At 48.9% G+C, this 22,636-nt stretch carries 17 protein-coding genes; 10 read left to right on the top strand and 7 right to left on the bottom strand.

Annotated elements, in window-relative coordinates; translation table 11 throughout:
* The coding region (locus tag AC6R0L_RS04890) for an MATE family efflux transporter (protein WP_500628440.1) at nucleotides 1–699 on the top strand (699 nt) is incomplete at its 5' end.
* A 23-nt stretch (nucleotides 700–722) separates the two neighbouring features.
* On the opposite strand, the gene AC6R0L_RS04885 is transcribed toward AC6R0L_RS04890, so the two are convergent.
* The 7 genes from AC6R0L_RS04885 to AC6R0L_RS04855 form a co-directional block, all read right to left on the bottom strand.
* The gene (locus AC6R0L_RS04885; protein ID WP_500628439.1) at nucleotides 723–1,454 is read right to left on the bottom strand and encodes a BUD32 family EKC/KEOPS complex subunit; all 732 of its coding nucleotides are present in this window, start codon (nucleotides 1,452–1,454) and stop codon (nucleotides 723–725) included.
* Between the two features lie 247 nt (nucleotides 1,455–1,701).
* A complete protein-coding gene (locus AC6R0L_RS04880; protein ID WP_500628438.1) occupies nucleotides 1,702–3,195 on the bottom strand; it encodes a tripartite tricarboxylate transporter permease in 1,494 nt (497 codons plus the stop codon).
* Between the two features lie 9 nt (nucleotides 3,196–3,204).
* On the bottom strand, nucleotides 3,205–3,648 hold the full coding sequence (locus AC6R0L_RS04875) for a tripartite tricarboxylate transporter TctB family protein (protein ID WP_487902394.1): 444 nt from the start codon (nucleotides 3,646–3,648) through the stop codon (nucleotides 3,205–3,207).
* Nucleotides 3,649–3,713: 65 nt separating this feature from the next.
* Nucleotides 3,714–4,640: a tripartite tricarboxylate transporter substrate binding protein gene (locus tag AC6R0L_RS04870; RefSeq protein ID WP_334550603.1), complete on the bottom strand. Its 927-nt coding sequence runs from the start codon at nucleotides 4,638–4,640 to the stop codon at nucleotides 3,714–3,716.
* Between the two features lie 23 nt (nucleotides 4,641–4,663).
* A complete protein-coding gene (locus AC6R0L_RS04865; RefSeq protein ID WP_500628437.1) occupies nucleotides 4,664–5,140 on the bottom strand; it encodes a hypothetical protein in 477 nt (158 codons plus the stop codon).
* A gap of 338 nt (nucleotides 5,141–5,478) precedes the next feature.
* A complete protein-coding gene (locus AC6R0L_RS04860) occupies nucleotides 5,479–7,632 on the bottom strand; it encodes a heparinase II/III domain-containing protein (RefSeq protein WP_500628436.1) in 2,154 nt (717 codons plus the stop codon).
* Nucleotides 7,633–7,654: 22 nt separating this feature from the next.
* The gene (locus tag AC6R0L_RS04855; RefSeq protein ID WP_500628442.1) at nucleotides 7,655–9,820 is read right to left on the bottom strand and encodes a heparinase II/III domain-containing protein; all 2,166 of its coding nucleotides are present in this window, start codon (nucleotides 9,818–9,820) and stop codon (nucleotides 7,655–7,657) included.
* A gap of 311 nt (nucleotides 9,821–10,131) precedes the next feature.
* Here AC6R0L_RS04855 and AC6R0L_RS04850 point away from each other — a divergent pair, with 311 nt between their 5' ends.
* The 9 genes from AC6R0L_RS04850 (at nucleotide 10,132) to AC6R0L_RS04810 (ending at nucleotide 22,620) form a co-directional block, all read left to right on the top strand.
* Entirely contained in the window at nucleotides 10,132–10,467 is a 336-nt protein-coding gene (locus tag AC6R0L_RS04850) for a cupin domain-containing protein (protein ID WP_334550598.1), read from the top strand.
* Nucleotides 10,468–10,498: 31 nt separating this feature from the next.
* Nucleotides 10,499–11,431: a 2-dehydro-3-deoxygluconokinase gene (kdgK, locus tag AC6R0L_RS04845; RefSeq protein ID WP_500628435.1), complete on the top strand. Its 933-nt coding sequence runs from the start codon at nucleotides 10,499–10,501 to the stop codon at nucleotides 11,429–11,431.
* A gap of 58 nt (nucleotides 11,432–11,489) precedes the next feature.
* Nucleotides 11,490–12,113, top strand: coding sequence for a bifunctional 4-hydroxy-2-oxoglutarate aldolase/2-dehydro-3-deoxy-phosphogluconate aldolase (locus tag AC6R0L_RS04840; protein WP_500628434.1), 624 nt, complete (start codon nucleotides 11,490–11,492; stop codon nucleotides 12,111–12,113).
* A 188-nt stretch (nucleotides 12,114–12,301) separates the two neighbouring features.
* Nucleotides 12,302–14,383, top strand: a complete 2,082-nt coding sequence (locus AC6R0L_RS04835) for a DUF4962 domain-containing protein (RefSeq protein ID WP_500628433.1) — start codon at nucleotides 12,302–12,304, stop codon at nucleotides 14,381–14,383.
* A 295-nt stretch (nucleotides 14,384–14,678) separates the two neighbouring features.
* The gene (locus AC6R0L_RS04830) at nucleotides 14,679–16,427 is read left to right on the top strand and encodes a sodium:solute symporter family protein (RefSeq protein WP_500628432.1); all 1,749 of its coding nucleotides are present in this window, start codon (nucleotides 14,679–14,681) and stop codon (nucleotides 16,425–16,427) included.
* 289 nt (nucleotides 16,428–16,716) lie between these two features.
* Nucleotides 16,717–20,034 carry an MHYT domain-containing protein gene (locus tag AC6R0L_RS04825; protein WP_500628431.1) on the top strand — a complete coding sequence of 1,106 codons (3,318 nt, stop codon included), beginning with the start codon at nucleotides 16,717–16,719 and terminating at the stop codon, nucleotides 20,032–20,034.
* Between the two features lie 14 nt (nucleotides 20,035–20,048).
* The gene (locus tag AC6R0L_RS04820) at nucleotides 20,049–21,074 is read left to right on the top strand and encodes an HD domain-containing phosphohydrolase (RefSeq protein ID WP_500628430.1); all 1,026 of its coding nucleotides are present in this window, start codon (nucleotides 20,049–20,051) and stop codon (nucleotides 21,072–21,074) included.
* Nucleotides 21,075–21,267: 193 nt separating this feature from the next.
* Nucleotides 21,268–22,245 (top strand): isopenicillin N synthase family dioxygenase, encoded by a 978-nt coding sequence (locus AC6R0L_RS04815; RefSeq protein ID WP_500628429.1) that lies wholly within the window; start codon nucleotides 21,268–21,270, stop codon nucleotides 22,243–22,245.
* 135 nt (nucleotides 22,246–22,380) lie between these two features.
* The gene (locus tag AC6R0L_RS04810) at nucleotides 22,381–22,620 is read left to right on the top strand and encodes a hypothetical protein (protein ID WP_487902401.1); all 240 of its coding nucleotides are present in this window, start codon (nucleotides 22,381–22,383) and stop codon (nucleotides 22,618–22,620) included.
* Nucleotides 22,621–22,636 lie beyond the last annotated feature (16 nt).

Genomic DNA, 22,636 nt, shown 5'->3' with positions numbered 1-22,636 from the left:
CTGCGCACCTTGGATGCGTCATTGCGGCGCAACGCTATCAACCACTTTAAAGAGATCTTTCCCGTGGCGGCTAATGTCACTATGCTGATGACGGGCGCAACACTGTACATGCTGACTTTTTCGCAGTTGCCGCTTTATTCCTACGTGGCGATCACCATTATTATGCCTTGGGTTAAGGCGGGTAATCAGTTCATCACGGCGTGGGCCGTCTCATCGGCCATTACCATTAGCCAAGCGATTGGTTCTAAGCAGCTGGATGACTTACGCAAGAACGTCGATGTCAGTATTGATGTCGCGGTGACCATCTCGGCATTGTCTTGCTTGGCCTTTTTAGGATTAAGCTTTCTGTTGCCCCATTTGTATTCCAATTTGGACCCCGACACCTACCTTGCACTGGCGGTGATTGCACCTTTGTATATATTCCTTCCGATTGTGCGGGGCTATAACACCGTGCATGGGCAGGTTTTGCGTGCTTTGGGTAAAACCACTGAGGTTTTTAAGATCAACTTTACGGGGCAATGGGTGATTGCGCTGCCGCTGTGCGCTGGCATCGTACTGTGGCTAGAAGGCAGTATTTTCTGGGCGTTTGCTGTGATGCCACTTGAAGAAATCGTCAAAGCGTGGCCGTTTAGACGCTTAGCCAGACGTTCTTTGGATGAGTTTGATGCAGAAAAAGCCAAGCAATTGATGTATGACTAGAGCGCTTCTCGATGATGAGCGCACTAACGAAGTGCGCGGCTCAATAGGCGCTCAAGTAGTAAAAGCTGGCGTGACAATCGGTTCGATTTAAACGTCAGCACTAACTTGGCCATCCAGCGATTGTAGGTGAGAAAGCGTGCGACAACGGCTAGGTTGTGCGTACTGCCTTGTCCCACTTGCTGTTGCCACTCAGTAAGGAGCGCCAAACGTGTGGCTTGACTGACTCGCTGTAAACGATAGGAGTCGAGTAAAAGCAAGAGCACATCGCGCGTGCGCAGTGTCTGGCAGGCAGAGAAGCGCGACTCTTCGAAATCAATGTAGGTCACCTGTCCAGCGTCATTGATTAAAATATCCCGCATCGCCGGACGGCCATGAATCATGTCTTGTTGGTGAAACGCAATCAGCCCGCGCATCGCTTTGGTTAAGCGCTGTTTGGGGGAGACAGTGTGCGACTCGGTCAAAGGCTGGCCGGCACACTCGGTAACAAACAACCCGCGACCTTGCATCACGACGCGAGGCACCGGGAGTGACCGTTTTGCCGCCTCAATCAAGTGACTCTGTTCAAGCAAAAAGCGCGTTTTGGTGTCGAAGCCACTGTGTAACTGCCAATTTTGGCTTTTTTCTGACAGCGTCATCAGACGATTGAATAGGCGGTTAATTGGATTACGTTTGTTCTCACCACAGAATTTCATCCAGTAGCGCTTATCGTGTCTTTCCAACTGATAAATAAACGTTTTTCGATGTTTAAAACCCATAACCGTACCTATGTGAACGCGCAGAAATCTTATCAACTAGCAACGCAAATAGAGGAGAAGTATTGATCTAGTTTATGTAATAAGTTAATTAAATCAGTGATTTAATTGGTCTGGAGCGTTGCGCGGTGAGTATAGCAAAATCCGGCGTTGTTGATGACGAATAACGGCTATTCCAACTTGGCATAATGTAACAAACTGTGGTGTGACGACTCCCAAGCAGGCTTGGGAGTCTGGGGAAGGGAAAAGCTTACTGGTGCGCGGATTCGAGTTTGGCTTTCTTTTTCATCTTCATTGTTGAGTAGACAGAGAAGATGGCCAATAAGACAAAGCCAAGGGCGATTGGACGTTCATAGAGGAATGACCAGGAGTTATCGTACATCAGTAGAGCTTTTCGTAAGTTCGTTTCGGCCATAGGGCCAAGAATGATGGCGAGTAAGATGGGTGAGGATGGAATATCAAGCTTACCCAATACAAATCCAAGTAGGCCAAATGCAATCGCAATACCGACATCGAACATCGAGTTATTGATGGCATAGGCACCGACGATCGATAAGAAAATGATGATGGGTATCATTAAAAGCTTCGGCACTTCGATGATGCGACAGAAAAAACGAATGCCAACTAAGCCGACGATGACCATCACTACATTGGCGACCAACATCGAGCTAAACACACCGTAAACGACATCTGGATTTTGCGCAAAGAGCAATGGACCCGGCGTGAGACCTTGCACAATCAAGGCACCGAGTAGCACGGCGGCGACCGCATCGCCGGGTACACCAAGCGTCAATAGGGGGACTAATGCACCGCCGGTAACACCGTTGTTTCCAGCCTCTGCGGCGGCGAGACCTTTCACTGAGCCTTTGCCAAATTCATCAGGATTTTTCGAGACCCGTTTGGCTTCGTTGTAACAAACGAAGGCCGAAATGTCTGCACCCGCACCGGGCACAGAACCGATGGACGTGCCAAGTACGCCGCTTTTCACCGCGGTGGGCATCATCTCTTTTAAATCAGATCGGCTGAGCAATGTGTGGTCGAATTTGGCGATTGAGGCACGTTTCTCATTGAGGAGTTTCTCAATTTGATTGATGGCCTCAGACAGAGCAAACAGACCAATCAGAACTGGAATGACGTTCACGCCACTGTATAAATCCATCACGCCAAAAGTGAATCTGGGTACGCTGCTGATAGGGTCTAAGCCTATCGTAGAGACCAGTAAACCAATGGTGCCAGCTAACAAGCCTTTAAGAATATTTTGTGCTGAGACACTGGCGATGATGGTTAAGCCAAACAGGGCGAGGGCGAAATATTCCGGCGCGTTGAAGCGCAGGGCGAAATTGGCCAATAGGGGCGCGATGGCTATCAAGACTATGGTACTGATCAATCCACCAATAAAGGACGCGACAGCTGAGATACTGAGCGCTCGGGCGGCCTGGCCTTTCGCCGCAAGTGTATGCCCATCCAACACCGTCGCTGCGGAAGCGGGTGTACCGGGCGTCTTAAGTAAAATCGCCGCGATAGAGCCGCCGTAAATGCCCCCAATGTAGACGCCGATAAGCATCACCAGTGCCGGAGTGGACTCCATGCCGAAGGTGAAAGGCAGTAAAATGGCGACCCCCATCGTCGCGGTCAATCCTGGTAGGGCGCCAAGTACAATACCGCCGACAACGCCGAAAATCAGCACTGGCAATACAGCTGGGCTAAAAGCCGTCAAGAGGCCGTTAAACAGATGTTCTAACATACGCCCTCCTTAGTAGAAGTAGCCGTCGGGCAAAGCAATGTAAAACACCTCGCCAAACAGATAGTAGACAGAAAAGACAAATACCCACGCCACGGCATAAAAGAGCGGCTTTTTCACTCTAAAGCAGATCAGGTAGAGGGTGAACGCGAGTAAGCTGGCATACAAATAGCCGATCACGCTGATGAGCGCGGCATAAGTAATGAGAAAGGCCAAACCGAACCACGCCATTTTGGAGAAAATCGGCGCATCGCTAGACGCTGTGGTTTTGAGCTTGTGTTGAATAATCAGCGCAACGCAGATGACGATTTGCATCACAGCTATCACACTCGGGAAGAATTGTGCGTTGACGCTCGCATCTTGAAATCTCGGTTGATCAAACTGAGTGATGACGGCAAGAGTCAGTGCGCTCAATACAATCATGAGAGAAGGGAAAATTACATGACGGTTCATCATAGGGACACCTCGATACAGCAAAAAATGGGAGCCTCAAGAGAAGGCTCCCAATAACTCGACGTCGATCAGTTGATGAGTGTGCTCAGTGCTTTGGTATCGTCTTTGACGAACTGAGTAAACTCTTCGGCGTTCATGTTGTGGATAGTCATCGCACCTTTTTCCATGAACTGTTTGAACTCAGCAGATGCCATTGCTTCATCAAAGGCTTTACCTAAGGTCTCAATGATTTCATCTGGCGTGTCTTTTGGCGCGCCAATACCACGCCATGTTCCTGTTACCACATCAACGCCTTGTTCTTTGAGGGTTGGGACATCTGGAATGTACGAGATACGCTCATTAGACATCACGCCGAGCGCTTTAAGCTGACCTGAACGAAGCTGCGCAATCGCTTCTCCTGGCGTAACCATAGTCACGTCGGTGTGGTTACCCAATACGGACGGGATGGCTTCCGCTGCACCGTTGTAAGGAATGGCATTTAACTTGATGCCTTGGTCTTTTTCTAGAGCCATTAGGTAGAAGTTTGGCGCTGCGGTGGAGGCAAACTTCACGACGCCATCGCCTTTTTTGGCTTCGGCAATCAGATCGTTGATGGTGTTGTATGGGCTGTCTTTGTGCACCAACACAACCGCAGGGTCAAGGTTGACCAGACGGATCAATTTAAAATCGCTCGCGTCGTGTTGCATGAGTCCCATTTGAGGTAATGACGCAATTTCGCGTGTAACGACCGTCAGTGTGTAGCCATCGGGACGTTGTTGAGCACCAAAGCTCATGCCTACGGCGCCTGCACCACCAGTACGGTTCATCACGGCAATGTTTTGACCGAGAATATCTTTGGCAGAATTGGCCAAGGTACGACCTACGGCATCCGTACCGCCACCCGCACCAAAGGGAACAACAAGTCGAATGTTTTTGGTCGGATAGTCGGCGGCGATAGCGCTCGCTGAAGCCATAATGCCAGCGGTAACCAGTAGAGATTTCAGTAGTTTGCTCATAGTCTTAGACCTTCTCTTCACGTTCAGTTTCGGTAAGTTTGTGTAGGGTTGTTACTTTTATTGTTTTGGTACTCGCTCATGCACAGTTGCTCAAATGCGACGGCTAGCCATCCGCTGATGAGCATGTCGTACCATTGTTCGACGCCGCTGCACGCGACGACGACATCGCCGTATACAAAGGAGCCATAGAACAGCAGATCCTCCGATTGCAGTGATGATGTGTGCAGGGTTTGGTTGACCAGGTTAGGTTGACCGCTGCGCCATGCTTGCTTAGCTTTATTGAGGGCAAATTGGTCAAAAGGGATGGTCCACTCATCTGGAGAGCCCAGTGAGGTTTGGTACAAAATGGCCTCTTCGAAGCTTGCCTCCCAAGGTTTGAGCCTTGGGTCCATGATCACTATGTGTAGCTCCTGGCGATTGGTTCGCTCAAAGAGCTTGTCTATAGCGGGTTTGACAAGTTCGACGGCATCTTTAGCTATGGATACGTGATCCTTCTTCATGGGCATTAATTCCGTGTTACGTCCTAATCACAAACAAATGATATTGTATTATTTTAATGATGAACAACGAGGAGTTGGCCTAGTGTTATTTTGATCACTATCGAGAGTGCCAAACAGTGCTCCAGCTCAGATATTTAAAGGGTTAAAGGGAGATTTTAGTGATCGCGAGCACGATGAAATCCTCATCATAGCTATGGTTATTTTTGTCATATGATAACTTGTAAATAAAAAGCCGAGCGGGATGCTCGGCTTTTGTCTTAGTTCGATTTTTACATCAATAAGTCCATGTGAGAGAGGGGCGCTCAGTCGGTGGGGCCAACGAGCGAACCTAACACGGTCTAATCAATTTGGGCAAAGGCACCCTGCCATGTGTAGGCAGTACCATTAAATTCAACACTATGCTCGCTATGTTGTGCCTCTTCATCAAGGTTACAAATGGCGTAGTGGTAGTGATTATCTGATGTTGTATCGATACGAATCACAGTGCCGACTTCGTTGTGACCCACCACGGTCACCGCGCGCACAAGACCACGTGCATTGACGGATTGTTCAAACTCTTCGTTGAAGTAGCCGTGTGTCTCAAGGACGGAGGCAAAGACATGATCTTTTGCACTTTGGCGATGAATCAATGCGGGCTCACTGCGTAGGTTGAAGTCAGGATCGTTGGCGCCGAGACGAGCAAAAATCACTTCGCTGTTAGAATTCGCACTGGTGACTAACGTGTAGTAGCTGTTTTTCACTAGCCAACTGACCAGCGCGCTGCCTTCTACTTTACCTGAGCCTAGGTTCCAAAGGTGCTGATAACCGTCAGAATCGCCAAGCGGCTTGAGTGTGGAGTGTGTGTTGTATTCAAAGTCGGTACGAATGATCTGGCCGCTGTAGTGCACAGGAAGGTCGTACTGGTTCTCCTGCTCGGATTCGATTCGATAGACATCAATCACCAGCGGTTTTTCAAACTCGGGTAACTCGGCAAGTAGGATGCTGCGCTGCATCTGCGTGCCTTCATAGTAATCACGGATACGACCACTCATGCCTTGCAGTTTGGCGTTGTCGATGTTGAAGAAGTGCTTCTCACCAAACTTTGACTCTGCCAGGGCAGTGTTGAAATTGTTCTGCGTTTTCTGATTCACCGTCACGGTGTTGTGGGCGACCGTTTGTTTGCAGTACGACTTGTTCTCCGGGATGTAGCGTCCACCAAACTTAGGCTCGACATTGACCCAGCGACCGTAGCCGTAATCGTGCAGGACCTCTACGCCGCGATTGAATACGCTCAGATGCAAACCATCGTAGTGACCATGATCGAGTGCTGAGTGGTATTGGTGATCAGAGCCGTGTTGCCCAAACCAGGTCAATGCCATGGTGTCGTCGTCTTGCGCATCGCGGTGACGCAAAATACCAAGACCACCTTTCTCACCTTGTGGGCCGTCGGTAATGTATAAGCTACCCCAGTTGAATGGCTTGATGTCGCTGGCATTCGCAACCGCATCAGAGAGCGTTTTACCTGAGATGTGGACCCATACGTCCTGTTGGTGGTTGGCCATCGCGAGCAAGGTTTCGTTCTGTTCATAGCGATGGAAGCAAACAGACGTCGCCATCACCACGCCTTCATCATTGATAGAGATGGTTTTTGACGAGTCGTTGCACGCTGGCAAAGTACCGTCTGGGAACGCGGTTTTGAACACTGCGTAAGACGTCGTCTTAATGACCGAGTTATTGAACTCGTAGATGCCAATCTCTGGCTGACGGCGCTCAATCGCTTCGGCGAACAGGTAAATAGGACGCAGCGAGAAGCGGTGGTAGTAGGGGCCTTCCATGTAGTAGCCATCTGGCGAGAAGAGTTGATCAAGCTGAGCTAAGAAGCCGCCGCTGACCTTGTCCAACTTCAGACCATACAGTGCTTTATCAACCGAGGCTTGATCGTTAATGGCATAGCCACAAATACCGACCGCAGCCACTGCCCAAAGCCCGTGGTTGTGAACGATATCAAAATCATGGCCATAGGTGACAACAAACAAGTCAATCATCTGCTTGAAGAGATCGTTTTCGATCAGCGCCTTTTGCTCATCCGATAGTGTCTGGTAGACACAAGAGTAGGCGCACGATGCGTAGAGCATCCACATGTTTTCATTCAGTGTTTGGTGAAAGATCTTGCCTGGTGGGTTGGTATCTTTACTGACATTGCTCTCAAGCGTTGGGTACACTTTGGCGTAAGCGGTAAGCATATCAACAATGTAGTCACGATACTTATCTTCTTGGGTGATGAGAAACAAACGCCCCGCCAAATCCATGTGGATATAGTTCTGCTTGTGACGGTTATGTTCATAACCGCCACCTTCACCATGACCAGGGACTTCAATGCCAACCTGTGTCATATATTGGTCGGTTTTTTTGATGTCGCGCGCCAATGCGCGTCCTAATAGGCTATCCGTGCCAAGTGCTTTACGTAGTTCAGCTGCTTCCTCAACATTCATTAATAGAGGTTGATAGCTCATTATGTTGTCTCCTGACCGATACTTAGTTTTTTGGGGTGATGTCTAACGCGTAGGCACCGTTCCAGCTGTAAATGTTTGCGTTCTCTGTAGCCGCCACTTGGTGTGGCGTACTCTCAGCCACGTTTTGCTGGTGGCTGACCATCAAGGTGATTTCATGTAGGCGGGTGCGGATCTGCACAACGCTCCCCACATCGCTATTGCCAACCACTTGGATCGACTCCACTTGGCCTCGGGCGTTGACCGATTGCTCAAATTCTTCATTAAAATAGCCGTGCGTTTCAAGCGCAGAGGCAAACACCGTCGACGGGCCTTCACTTCGAAGCAAGAAGGCGGGTTCGCTGCGCAAATTGAAACTAGGGTCATTGGCCCCTGTGCGTGTAAAGATTAGCTTGTTGCTCGGATTTGAACTCGCGCCAACCCAAGTGTAGTAGCTGTGGCCCTGAAGCCAACTGACCAATGCACAATCTGCGACTTCTCCTTCCGCCACGTTCCATAGGTGCTGATATCCGTGGCTGTCGCCCAGTGGGCGCAGCTCTTGATGGGTGTGATACTCCACGTTGCTACGAATGATCTGACCTTGATATTGGTGTGTGTAGTCGTAACTTCGCAGCGTATTGGCTTGGTCCGGTTGGTTGTCGATGCGGTAAAGGTCAATCAAGAGTGGCGCTTCTAGCTCGTCTAGGCTGAGTAAAAAGACACTGCGCTGCATGTCGCAACCATCCACATGCTCGTTGGCGAATGCGCTCATGCCCTTTAGTGTCTTTTGAGTCGCATCGAAAAAGTGTGGCGTCCCGCTGCGAGCGTCCGCGCGTTCGACGTCGAATTGGTTCTGGCACTTTTGATCAACGGTGACCAGATTATGAGCAACGGTCTGGCGAGCATACGATGGGTTTTCGGCTAAGTAGCGTCCACCAAACTTAGGTTCAACGTTGACCCAACGTGCAAAACCATACTCACGCAGCACTTCTTGACCACGATTGAACAGGGTGATGCCAAGGGTATCGAAATGGCCATGCCCCATACCGTGCATTCCATAATTCATTACAAGTTGGGTCACATCGCCACTTGCATCTTGCATGCGGATAAAGCCTTGTGCACCTTGATCGCCGTTTGGACCTTCACACAGTGCAACACTGGGCCAGTAGGGTAGACCAATCTCACGCTGCGCCTGAGCCTCTTCAAAGGCATTGGAGAGTGCCAAACCGCAAGGATGCATCCAAACGCCTTGTTGAATTTTCGCCATGCCAAGAATGTTATCGTCCAGAGCATAATGCGCGCCATAGATGCTCACGGCGACCTGCACGCCGGCATCGTTGATGCTCATGCTTTGTGAGGCGTCATTCAGAGCAGGGAACACACCATTAGGGTAAGCGGTTGCCAACAACGCTTGCACGGTTTTACCGACCACACCATCTTTGTAGCGGTAAATATCGACCTCAGGTAGGTGTCGGTGGATGATCTCGGTAAACAGCACTAACGGTCGAATGGTAAAACGAGAGTAGTATGGCCCTTCAAGGTAATAACCCGATGGGGAGAAGAGATGCGATATTTGATCTAAAAAACCGCTCGTTGCGTTTCTATCGCGGCCATAGACGGCCATCTCCAAGTACTCAGGTTTATCAATCGCGACGGCGCAGGCACCGACAGCGGCGACTGCCCAGACACCATGATTATGAATATGGTCAAAACGGTGTGCATACTTCTCTGTACTCATTTCAATCATCGGCACAAAGAGGCGATCAATAATGCGCGTTCTTTGCGCTTCACTCATGGTGTGAGAAACACAGGAATAGCCAATGCTGGCAAACAGAAGCCAGCCATGTTCATTAAGGAGCTGGTGGAACAATCGCCCAGTCGGGTTGGTATTCTTCTGAACTTGATAATCAAGCGTTAAATAGGTATCCGCATAGCCATCGAGTAAATCACGAACAAACGCTGCGTATCGCTCATCTTGTGTGACCAGAAACAAGCGTCCAGCGAGGTTCATGTATGTGTAGTTCTGTTTGTGGCGATTGTGTTCGTAGCCACCGGCTTCACCGTGACCGGGTACTTCGAGGGGTAAGCGCATAAACGCTTCAAGTTCACGACAGTGTTTGTCGATGGTCTTGCCCATTAAGCTAGGCTGACCCACTTCCTGGCGTAGGAGTGTCAGTTCATCTTGCGTGAATAAGAGCGCGTTCATCGTTATGTCCTCGTCACCTTTGGGTATAGCAGAGCAATTATTTACCATATAAAGTAATACAATATTGATTATTATGGTAGGGTAGAGAGGAAAAATGATGAGCGAAATCACTGAATTCGCATTGAGGACCTGAATTAACGGGCCAGAATACAGAGATTTACTCGACGTTTTCTTGTTCGATAATTGATGGTGAAATAGTTGAAACGTAGTTTCATTTTTGATTTGTGTCACACTTTTGGTTTGTATTGTATTACAATTAATCTCACTGAGGTATGATGTGAACAAACAGCACTACGCTAGATTTTAGGAGCAAAACGATGAATCCATTTTTTCTTTTAGACGATCACCCTTGGGAAGACATTGGCGGCGGGATTAAGCGCAAAATTGTTGGCTATACTGACGACTTGATGGCGGTTCACCTTGAGTTTGATAAAGGCGCGATTGGCCACCCTCACGCTCACGAAATTCACGATCAAATCGGCTACGTAGTGAAAGGCAGTTTCGAAGCAGAAGTGGACGGCGTGAAAAAAGTACTGAAGCCAGGCGATGCGTACATCGCACCGAAACACTTTGTTCATGGCGCGGTTGCGCTCGAAGAAGGCAGTATCCTGCTAGACGTCTTTAACCCTGCACGTGAAGACTTCCTGAAGTAATTCATTGGCAGTTCAATTGCTAAGGTAAACAATGAAAATGATTAATGTTGCTATCATCGGCGAATGTATGGTTGAGCTTCAGAAGAAAGAAGGTGAACTAAAGCAATCATTCGGTGGTGACACACTAAACACCGCACTCTACCTCTCTCGCTTGACCAAAGGTCACGATGTGAACACCAGTTACATTACGGCACTGGGTGAAGACTCGTTCAGTACTGAGATGCTACAGGTTTGGCAAGAAGAGGGGATCGATACGTCACACGTGATGCGTATTCACGGTAAAAACCCAGGTATGTACTACATCGAAACCGATGACACTGGCGAGCGTTACTTCCACTACTGGCGTAACGAAGCGGCAGCGAAGTTTATGTTCGAGCAGCCTGAGTCTAAAGCGTTGATTGATGCGCTGTTTGGCTTTGACGCGGTTTACCTAAGCGGCATTACGCTCGCGATTTTGACCCCAGTGGGCCGTGAGACGTTGATCAACTTCCTAGCGCAATACAAAGAACGCGGCGGTCAAGTATTCTTCGATAACAACTACCGTCCTAAGCTATGGGCAGACCAAGCTGAAGCGATTGAGTGGTACTCGAAGATGCTGTCTCTGACCGACACTGCGTTGTTGACGTTTGAAGATGAGCAGGCATTGTACGGTGATGAACACCTTGAAGAGTGCATCAAGCGTACATCGGAGGCGGGCGTAAAAGAGATCATCATCAAACGTGGCGCGCAAGATTGCCTCGTCGTTGAAGGTGAAGAAGCGAACTACGTCGCGCCAAAGCCGGTCAGCAATGTGGTCGACACCACAGCAGCAGGTGACTCATTCAGCGCCGGTTTCTTAGCCAAACGTCTGACGGGCGGTAACGCGCAAGAAGCAGCATTCAACGGCCACTGCATGGCAGGACAAGTGATCCAGCACAAAGGTGCGATCATCCCTCGCGATGTGATGCCAGATTTACCTTTGTAATCGAATGAATAATAAGCTCGCCTTTGTGCGAGCTTTATAACGAGAGAGTCTAAACATTATGACAACATTGAACGAAAAACTAGCAAGCCTGAAAGTGATCCCTGTTATCGCTATCAACAAAGTTGAGCACGCGATTCCTCTAGGTCGTGCGTTGGTAGAAAACGGCATGCCTTGCGCAGAGATCACGCTACGTACTGAATGTGCCATTGAAGCGATCCGCGTGATGCGCAAAGAGTTCCCGGACATGCTGATCGGTTCAGGTACCGTTCTAACGAACGAGCAAGTGGAAGCGTCTATCGATGCGGGCGTTGATTTCATCGTTAGCCCAGGTTTTAACCCTCGTACCGTGCAATACTGCCTAGACAAAGGCGTTGCGATCGTTCCTGGCGTGAACAACCCAAGCCTTGTTGAGCAAGCGATGGAAATGGGTCTTCGTACGTTGAAGTTCTTCCCTGCTGAGCCTTCAGGCGGCGTGCCTATGCTAAAAGCATTGACAGCGGTTTACCCAGTTAACTTCATGCCAACGGGTGGCGTTAGCCTTAAGAATGTGGATGATTACCTATCTATCCCTTCTGTACTAGCGTGTGGCGGTACTTGGATGGTACCAACGAACCTGATGGACGAAGGTAAGTGGGACGAGCTAGGTGCACTAGTGAAGGCGGCGGTTGCGCACGTAAACTAAGCCGATACCAAATCGATGATGAAAGCGAGCCGAGTGCTCGCTTTTTTGCGGTTCTGAGCTGTCGATTTGTTTTAGGTCACGGAAATGACAAAAAAGGCCATTTTTCGCGTTTTAAGGTTTAATTGTCCTACAATAAGATTTATATTATTGCCCATACCCTTCAAACCCTCACTACAAAGAGAGTTAACATGAGCAACCAAAAATCTCTTGATGCGATCAGGAAGATGAAGCTGGAAAATGACACTTCAGCAGGTAACCTTGTCGATCTACTCCCAATCGAAGTACAAAAGCGCGATTTTGATTTGTCGTTCCTCGACAACCTGAGCGAAGCACGCCCGCGTCTTCTTGTTCAGTCTGCTGATCTGGAAACGTTCAAAGCGGCTGTACGCGCAGATGAATCTCACTGCATGTTCGATGACTTCTACAACAACTCAACGGTTAAGTTCCTTGAGACAGCTCCATTTGAAGAGCCTCAACCTTACCCAGAAGAGACGGTAGGTAAAGCTTCTCTATGGCGTCCTTACTGGCGTCAAATGTACGTTGATTGCCAAATGGCGCTTAACGCGACACGTAACCTTGCCATCGCTGGTATCGTGAAAGAAGACGAAGAGCTCATCGCGAAAGCAAAAGCTTGGACTCTAAAGCTCTCGACTTACGATCCAGAAGGCGTCACTTCTCGTGGTTATAACGACGAAGCCGCTTTCCGTGTAATCGCAGCAATGGCTTGGGGTTACGACTGGCTACACGCTTACTTCACTGATGAAGAGCGTCAGCAAGTTCAAGACGCACTCATCGAGCGTCTAGACGAAATCATGCACCACCTACGCGTGACGGTTGATCTACTGAACAACCCTCTAAACAGTCACGGTGTACGTTCAATCTCTTCTGCTATTATCCCAACGTGTATCGCGCTTTACCACGATCACCCGAAAGCAGGCGAGTACATCGCATACGCTCTAGAATACTACGCAGTACACTACCCACCATGGGGCGGTGAAGACGGCGGTTGGGCTGAAGGTCCTGACTACTGGAACACGCAAACGGCATTCCTAGGCGAAGCATTCGACCTATTGAAAGCCTACTGTGGCGTAGATATGTTCAACAAGACATTCTACGAAAACACTGGTGACTTCCCACTATACTGTATGCCTGTTCACTCTATGCGCGCGAGCTTCTGTGACCAGTCATCAATCGGTGACTTCCCAGGTCTAAAACTGGCTTACAACATCAAGCACTACGCAGGTGTTAACCAGAAGCCTGAGTACGTTTGGTACTACAACCAGCTTAAAGGCCGTGATACTGAAGCACACACGAAATTCTACAACTTCGGTTGGTGGGACTTCGGCTACGACGACCTACGCTTCAACATCCTTTGGGATGCACCAGAAGAGAAAGCACCATCAAACGATCCACTGTTGAAAGTATTCCCAATCACTGGTTGGGCTGCCTTCCACAACAAGATGACTGAGCGTGATAACCACATCCACATGGTATTCAAGTGTTCACCATTTGGCTCTATCTCTCACTCACACGGTGACCAAAACGCGTTCACTCTGCACGCATTCGGTGAAACGCTAGCAGCGATCACTGGCTACTACGGTGGTTTCGGTGTAGACATGCACACTAAATGGCGTCGTCAAACGTTCTCTAAGAACCTTCCTCTATTCGGTGGTAAAGGTCAGTACGGTGAGAACAAGAACACGGGCTTTGACGGTCACCAAGATCGTTTCTGTATTGAAGCGGGCGGTAACATCACTGACTTCGATACAGAATCAGAAGTTAAAATGGTTGAAGGTGATGCAACAGCATCTTACAAATTCTTCGTTCCAGAAATCGAGTCTTACAAGCGTAAGATCTGGTTTGTGAAGGGTAAAGTATTCGTCATGCAAGACAAGGCTGCTCTATCTGAAGAGAAAGACATGACTTGGCTAATGCACACTACATTCGCAAATGAAGTGGCTGACAAGTCATTCACTATCCGTGGCGAACTAGCACACCTAGACGTGAACTTCATCAACGAGTCTGCCGACAACATTGAATCTGTTAAGAACGTTGAAGGCTTCGGCGACGTTGACCCATACGAGTACCAAGATCTTGAAATTCACCGTCACGTTGAAGTGCAGTTCAAACCATCAAAACAGCACAACATCCTAACGCTTCTTGTTCCAAACAAGAACGCCGGTGAGCAAGTGGAAGTCTCTCATAAGCTAGAAGGGCAGTCGCTGATTCTTACCGTTGATGGTGAGACTGTTGAAATCTCGCTGTCTTAGTATAGTGTGTAAGTAGTTAAAAAAACCCAGCGTAAGCTGGGTTTTTTTATGTTTAATTGTATGACTTTTTTGGGATGTCGTTGTCGGGAGTACTCGAAGTTGTACCTTTGCATCATTCTGCGCTATGTATTTGTGCTCTGCATCTTGCTTATGTATGAAACCAAATATTCGCTTGCAAATAAAGTGTGCGATCAAATCTGTTTTAGATCACACAAAAGGCATATTGTAGTACAAATGAATTTGTGTTCGGGTATGCTTGTCACAAGCTAATGTTATTAATTTTAAGGCTGAAAAAATGACCATTGATACTCTTGTTGTTCTTGCCTATTTCTTCTTTTTAGTCGCGATTGGGTGGATGTTCCGTAAGTTCACCACCTCAACCAGCGACTACTTCCGAGGGGGCGGTAAGATGTTATGGTGGATGGTAGGAGCTACCGCCTTCATGACGCAGTTTTCAGCATGGACGTTCACAGGAGCCGCAGGACGCGCGTTCAGCGACGGTTTCGTCGTTGTTATCCTATTCCTTGCCAACGCGTTTGGCTATTTCATGAACTACATCTATTTTGCGCCAAAGTTCCGTCAACTTCGTGTCGTTACGGCAATTGAAGCCATTCGTCAGCGCTTCGGTAAGACGTCAGAGCAGTTCTTCACATGGGCAGGTATGCCAGATAGCTTAATTTCAGCAGGTATTTGGCTGAATGGTCTTGCTATCTTCGTAGCCGCTGTCTTCAACATCCCGATGGAAGCCACGATCGTTGTGACGGGTCTGGTTCTTATGCTGATGGCGGTGACAGGCGGTTCTTGGGCGGTCGTTGCCTCTGACTTCATGCAGATGCTCGTTATCATGGCGGTGACCATCACTTGTGCAGTCGCGGCGTACTTCCACGGCGGCGGCCTCACCAATATTGTTGCGAACTTCGAAGGCGACTTCTTTGTGGGTAACAACCTAAATTACATGAGCATCTTTGTGCTTTGGGTGGTATTCATCTTCATCAAGCAGTTTGGTGTGATGAACAACAGCATTAACGCTTATCGCTACCTATGTGCAAAAGACAGTGACAACGCTCGTAAAGCAGCGGGTCTTGCTTGCGTACTTATGATTGTTGGTCCACTGATTTGGTTCCTACCTTCTTGGTACGTAGCAGCATTCATGCCTGACTTTGCAGACCAATATGGCTCTGTGGGTGGGGATGCGGCTTACCTAGCGTTTGTACAAAATGTGATGCCTGCGGGTATGGTAGGTCTACTGATGTCGGCGATGTTTGCGGCGACCATGTCTTCGATGGACTCAGGTCTGAACCGTAATGCGGGTATCTTCGTGATGAACTTCTACAGCCCGATTATGCGCCCTCATGCGTCTCAGAAAGAGTTGGTTGTGGTAAGTAAAGTGACGACTATTGTGATGGGCTTTGTCATCATCGGCATTGGTCTGTTTATCAACTCACTGCGTCACCTAAGCCTATTTGACATTGTACTTAACGTGGGCGCTCTGATTGGATTCCCAATGTTGATCCCTGTACTACTGGGTATGTGGGTTCGTAAGACCCCGGATTGGGCTGGTTGGGCAACGCTAGTGGTTGGTGGCTTCGTCTCTTACTACTTTGGTATCTCGCTAAAAGCAGAACATATCGAGAACTTGTTCGGTATGGAACAAGCATTGACTGGTCGTGAATGGTCTGACTTGAAAGTGGCACTGAGCCTTGCAGCGCACGTGGTGTTCACTGGTGGCTTCTTCTTAGCGACAACCTTGGTGTACAAAGGACGTTCGCCAGAGCGTGAAGCGGAAGTAGAAAAACTGTTCGAAAACTGGAACACGCCAGTGGTGGCTAACTCAGAAGAACAGCAGAACCTCGATACTAAGCAACGTGGCATGCTGGGCAAACTGATCAGTGTTGCTGGTCTAGGTATCCTTGCGATGGCATTGATTCCAAATGAATTCACTGGACGTCTGCTGTTCATCTTGTGTGGCACCATGGTTCTGACCGTTGGTGTGCTCTTGGTCAACGCATCGCGCGCACCACAGCAGCAGCTTGTCAGCGAATAACCCCTAAATTTGACCTTTTGGTCATCACAAAGCCGCAGAATTCTGCGGCTTTTTGCGTTTTAGGGGGAGTGGAAAGGGCGGGAAATGAACAAAAGTGATTGAAATGGCAGTCAAGTTTATAGATAAGCTAGATTCCACTAATAATTAAAGGTTATAAATGTCTACACATTTATTAATACAAATAGTACCTTATGCGTCCAATAGTTGATAAAGATATCATTACAATAAGTGGGTGCTTTCCCTCATGCTCGACAGGTTATTCATAACAGAGGTTGGTTCATACACGTTGATGACAGGAACCTACGTTCCTTGGTTGGTGGTTGTCTCCATCTTTCTCGCGATGATGGCGTCATTCTTTGCACTGAGACTTGCCGCTGCCGCTAGGCACATCGTTACGCCATCACATAAGCAGGTGGCGTTGATTTCTGGTGCCTTCATTATGGCGGGAGGGATTTGGAGTATGCACTTTGTCGGCATGCTCGCCTTTCAGATGCCCCATCACATGAGTTATGACACCTTACTCACGTTGATATCGCTTCTTCCTGCTGTGTTAGCCAGTTATTTGGTACTGCGATCGTTGATCAATCAGCGTGATTCTTATCGACTTATTCTGCGTAACGGTGTGGTCGTAGGCGCGGGTATTGGTGCCATGCACTACATTGGAATGGAAGCCATGGAAATGGGGGCCATGCTGCGCTATGACCCGTATTGGTTTGGTCTGTCGATTGTTGTCGCGGTCGGATTGGCCATCGTCGCACTCTCTGCGCGCCGCCTACTTAAGCATCATTTCCCCACCATGCGTTCATTTCATATCAACTTGGTTAGCGCTGCGATCATGGGATGCGCCATTTCAGGTATGCATTACACCGGCATGGAAGCCGCGCGCTTCATTATGCTTGAGCCCCATTCTATGATGATGGCCCCGCAGGATTTGCACGAACAGTCTTTTATCGCCATCGCCGTTTCCATTGCGACTTTGCTTATTTCCACCTTAGCGGTGAACGTCAGTTCACAGCTGCGCTACCGACAGTTATTAACGGAGAAAACCGCCAGTGAATCTCGATTGCAAGCCATTCTCGATACCGCCACTGATGGGGTGATTACCATCGATGCGAAAGGCGTCATTCAAGGTGTGAACTTTGCCGCAAGCCGAATTTTCGGTTGGCAAGAGCATGAATTGCTCGGGCAAAACATTTCCAAATTAATGCCAGCCCCTCACAAGCAAGCACACGATGGCTATTTGGCTAATTACCTCAGAACGGGCGAGAACAAAATCATTGGTGCGCCGAGAGAAGTTTATGCACAGCACAAAAAGGGCCATCAATTTCCAGTGCGCCTTGGTGTAGGTAAAGTCCACCTTGCGCATGGTGATACATTATTTGTGGGCTTTATCGCGGACATTTCTGAACGTAAAGCGATGGAAGTCAAGCTGCGTGATAGCCAAGAGCGATTAACCTCTTTGATGCGTAATATCCCCGGCGCGGCCTTCCGACGCTGTTTTGACCCAAAATGGAGTCCGATTTTCCTTAGTGATGCCATCGTGGAGCTCTGTGGCTATCGATCGGAGGAGTTCCTTGAAGGAAACATAAGCTTAGCGTCGCTGATTGTTGAAGAGGACGAGCAGTCGGTGCGTGACACGATCGCCGCCTTGCCCAACGACAAGCAAACCTATGCTGTCGAATATCAGTTGATTGATAAAGCCGGCCAACCCGTATGGGTACTGGAAAACGGCATGGTGGTGCGCGATGAAGACGGCACCATATTGTGGATTGATGGTGTGATGATCAACATCACCAATCGCAAAGAGATGGAGTCTGAACTGTTAAATGCCAAACGCATTGCCGAAGAAGCGGTCGAAACCAAAGCGGCATTCTTGGCCAATATGAGTCACGAAATCCGCACGCCCATGAACGCGATCATCGGTTTTACCAATATTTTGCTCGAATCACCAATGGGCAGCGAGGATAGACGTCACCTGGAAACCATATCTAACGCGTCTCGCTCTTTACTTCATCTTCTCAATGATATTCTCGACAGCGCTAAGTTGGAAAAAAGCAAGCTCGAAGTCGAACCTGTGGTGTTTCATCTTGCGGATTGTGTCGATGGCGTCATCTCTACGTTATGGCTTAATGCGAAAAACAAAGGCATTGAGCTCAACCTGCATATTGATGACCGCGTGCCAGCCATTGTCTTCGGCGCAGAAGACCGCATCCGCCAAGTACTGATGAATTTAGTGGGTAATGGCATTAAGTTTACCGAAGAGGGCAGTGTCACGCTTAACATCGCGCCCACTGAGCAGAGCGATGTGATGCGTTTCAGCGTGATGGATACCGGTATCGGCATTGCGCCTGACAGGGTTGACGCGATTTTTGATCCTTTTACGCAAGCCGATGCTTCCATGAGCCGTCGTTTCGGTGGTACGGGGTTAGGGACCAGTATTTCTAAGCAGTTGGTTGAACTAATGGGTGGAGAGATTCACGCCACCAGTGAACTCGGAAAAGGAAGTTGTTTCTACTTCGAACTGCCACTGCCCAAAAGTGAACGGCTGCCGCGCGCGGACGTTCACTCGCAAGTGATGCTGCCAAGCCAGCGAGTGTTAGTCTGTGATGATATTGAACAAAACGTGACGCTGCTTTCTCTGCTTCTTGAACGGGCGGGTCATCAAGTTTGGGTCGCGCGCGATGGTGTTGAAGCGGTTCAGCAATACCAAACGCACAGCATTGATTTGATACTGATGGACTTACAAATGCCGCGCCTCGATGGCCTACAAGCCAGCCGTCAGATCCGTCAATGGGAACGCGAGCAAGACAAGCCCCCTGTTGCGATTATTGCTCTGACTGCCAGTGTCTTGACCGAAGACAAGCGCCAAGCGCAAGAGGCGGGTATGAATGGCTTTGCCAATAAGCCGGTTGATTTTAACCGTTTGAGCGCAGAAATGGCGCGCGTGTTAAAGGTTGAATCACAGGTCAGTATCCCATCGTTGCCTGCAGAGTCGTCTGGCAAAGAGAGCCGTGATCAGGCGATGATTCATTGGCAGAAAGCACTGACGCTTTGGGTGGACGAGGCGCTCTACTTAGCGGAACTTGGCAAGATGCTGGACAAGCATGAGGGGCTTCCGAGTGCCTTGGCGCAGTCACTGCAAAACCAAGACTGGCGGGCTGTGCGTTCGCAAGCCCATGCACTCAAAGGCGTGTGTGGCAACTTGGCTTTAATGGCGCTGCACCAACTCTTTGCCCAGATAGAGCACGCCGCTATACACCAAGACCACGCGAAAGCGCTGCCATTGATTGGCGATCTGTCGCTCTGTTGGCACAAGGTCAAGCAGGAGCTCGATAGCCGCATTGCACTGAGTCAAACCGATACCCAGGTGAAAGAAATAACGTTCGATGACGCGTTGCCTGCCGATGAGGTTGAGCGTCTATTAACAGAGTGGCGAGCGGCGACCCACAGTGGTGAATTACGTGAGGATATTGGTGAAACGCTTCGCAGTCGCGCGCCCGACAAACTGCAAAAGCCGATCATCGATGCCATGAACGCGATCGACGAGTTTGAATTTTCCAAAGCCAGCGAGCATATCGACTTGGCGTTAACCTACCTAGCTGAATAAGGAACGCTGTGACGATGACATCATTAACGCCAGAGCCCCTCACACGTCATACCCCGGTGATGCGTTCGGTGCCAAGATTACTGATTGTGGACGATGAACCCGCCAACTTGAAAGTGATGAAACAAGTACTGCATAGCGATTATCGGCTCTCCTTTGCTCGCAGTGCCAAAGACGCATTAAGTTTGCTCGAGCAAGAGAAGTTTGACCTTATTTTGCTTGATGTGATGATGCCTGAGATGACAGGGTTTGAGCTTTGTCAGCAACTGAAAGCGAACCCCGATACGGCAATGATACCGATCATTTTTGTCACCGCGCTCAGTGACAGCATTGATGAGGAGACCGGTTTTAACCTCGGCGGAGTCGATTACATTGTTAAGCCTATTGTCCCTGCCATTGTGCGTGCTCGAGTTAAAACGCAGTTATCTATGGTCAAAATTGATGTACTCAAAGCGACGCAAATTGACTTAATTCAGCGCTTAGGCCGCGCCGCTGAATACCGAGACAATGAGACCGGGATGCATGTACTGCGCATGAGTCATTATGTGAAAACTCTGGCGCTTGCGATCGGTTTTGATGAAGAAGCGGCAGACGAACTACGCATGGCAGCATCGATGCACGACATTGGAAAAATCGCGATTCCAGATCGTATTTTGCTCAAGCCGGGTCGATTGGAACCAGAAGAGTTTTCGTTGATGCAGACGCATGTGGAAGCAGGGGTACGAATCTTGGAAAACCCGCGCTCTCCGCTTATCGCCCTCGCTCAAAGTATTGCGCTTAACCACCATGAAAAGTGGGATGGAACCGGATACCCTAAGGGATTAAGCGGTGAAGCGATTCCGATAGAAGGACGCCTAGCGGCAATTGCGGATGTGTTTGATGCCCTGACCAGTGAACGCCCATACAAGAAAGCCTGGCCGGTCAGTGATGCTGTCGCCCTAATTCAAGAGCAAGCCGGAAAACATTTTGATCCACAACTGGTGCCCGTATTTATGGACCAGTTACCGAATATTCTGGAGATCAAAGAGCGGTTCATCGATTGATGTCGGCTCGCTATATGTTTCCTCACTTTGGTGCAAACACAATCCTATTCGGCAGTTTGTGGGGCAAGTATCATTTGGCTTCGCTTTCGCTTTCATTTAAGTGATTGATATAATTAGATAAAGAAAAGTTGGCTTGTTGGTCAGCTTTTTGCTCACTCCTTGCAGAGTCAATGACACACTGCAAGGAGCATTCATGTCACTTCCTATTATCGATATTTCTCCGCTCAACTCTGATGATCGCCGCGACTGGGGCCCAGTCATCGATCAGATAGATCAAGCTTGCCGAGAGCTCGGCTTTTTTTATGTAGTAGGACATGGCATTCCTCAAACTCAGTTTAATCAGATTGAACACTATGCACGCTCGCTGTTTTCCCTACCACAAGAGGAGAAACAAGCGATATCGATTGAGCACAGTATGAATCACCGTGGGTGGGGGCGCTTGAGCGCCGAGAAACTCGATCCACTCGGCGAGTTGGATTGCAAAGAGTCGTTTGATATGGCGCTCGACCTCTCGCCCTATCATTCGCAAGTCGCGCATTGTCCAAAGCTTTATGGCCCCAACCAATACCCCTCGATTGAAGGTTTTACCCAGGCGATGAATCAGCATTACAGCCTTACGTTAGATGTCGGCCTTAAGTTGCTCAAAGCGATGGCAATTGCACTGAATGAGCCAGAACATTTCTTTACCCAATATTTTACGTTACCTATCTCTGTGTTGCGTATGTTGCACTACCCAAGTCAAGAACCTTCAACCAACACGGTGGGCAATGGGGCGGGAGCCCACACGGATTACGGCTGTATCACATTACTTTACCAAGATGCGAGCGGTGGTTTACAGGTGCTGAATAAGCAAAATCAATGGATAGACGCCACGCCCGTCGAGGGAAGCTTTGTCGTGAATATTGGCGATTTAATGCAGCGCTGGACGAATGATATTTATCGCTCCACTAAGCATCGAGTCGCGAGTCCGAGCAATGGCAAGACGCGTTTTTCCATGCCATTTTTCGTCGAGCCAGACTTTGACACCCCAGTGACGACGCTAAAGTCATGCCTCGCTGAAAAACAAGGGCAGGGTGGCTACCCTTTGATCACGGCTGGGGATTGGATTCTGTCACGCTTTGCGGATACCTATGAGTACCGACGTGAAGGGACATTCAGCACAGAACGTTGACTTTGATCTGGAATTTTTAACTTTCTATTGGTTTAAATTTAATTGTAACAATCAGAGACTACGCTTTCTGCAAAATTTAACACTGCCAACGAGCAGTGGCTAACAACGTCAATCCGAAAAATATAAGAAACCGTTATGCCAAGAACACCACACCCAGCCGACATGGAAATCATCAAGTTGCTTCAGCAGCAAGGTTGTATCAAGAGTGAAGCGATGCAACGCCTCAAACGCGAGGTGTATCAACTTCAACCTGAAGAGATTTCTAAGGTGAAAAACTACGCCGATCATTTTGGTCTCCGTGCGAAAGAGCAACTTATTGATGAAATCCTAGAATTGCGCCGTGATGAGCTACTGACTCAGTTGGCGGAGGCGTAAGTAGGACCCGAGGTTT

Source organism: Vibrio sp. R15-SG3-ISO1A, from assembly GCF_059833955.1.
The sequence above is the reverse complement of the archived record's forward strand: the minus strand, read 5'-3'. Positions and strand labels throughout refer to the sequence as shown.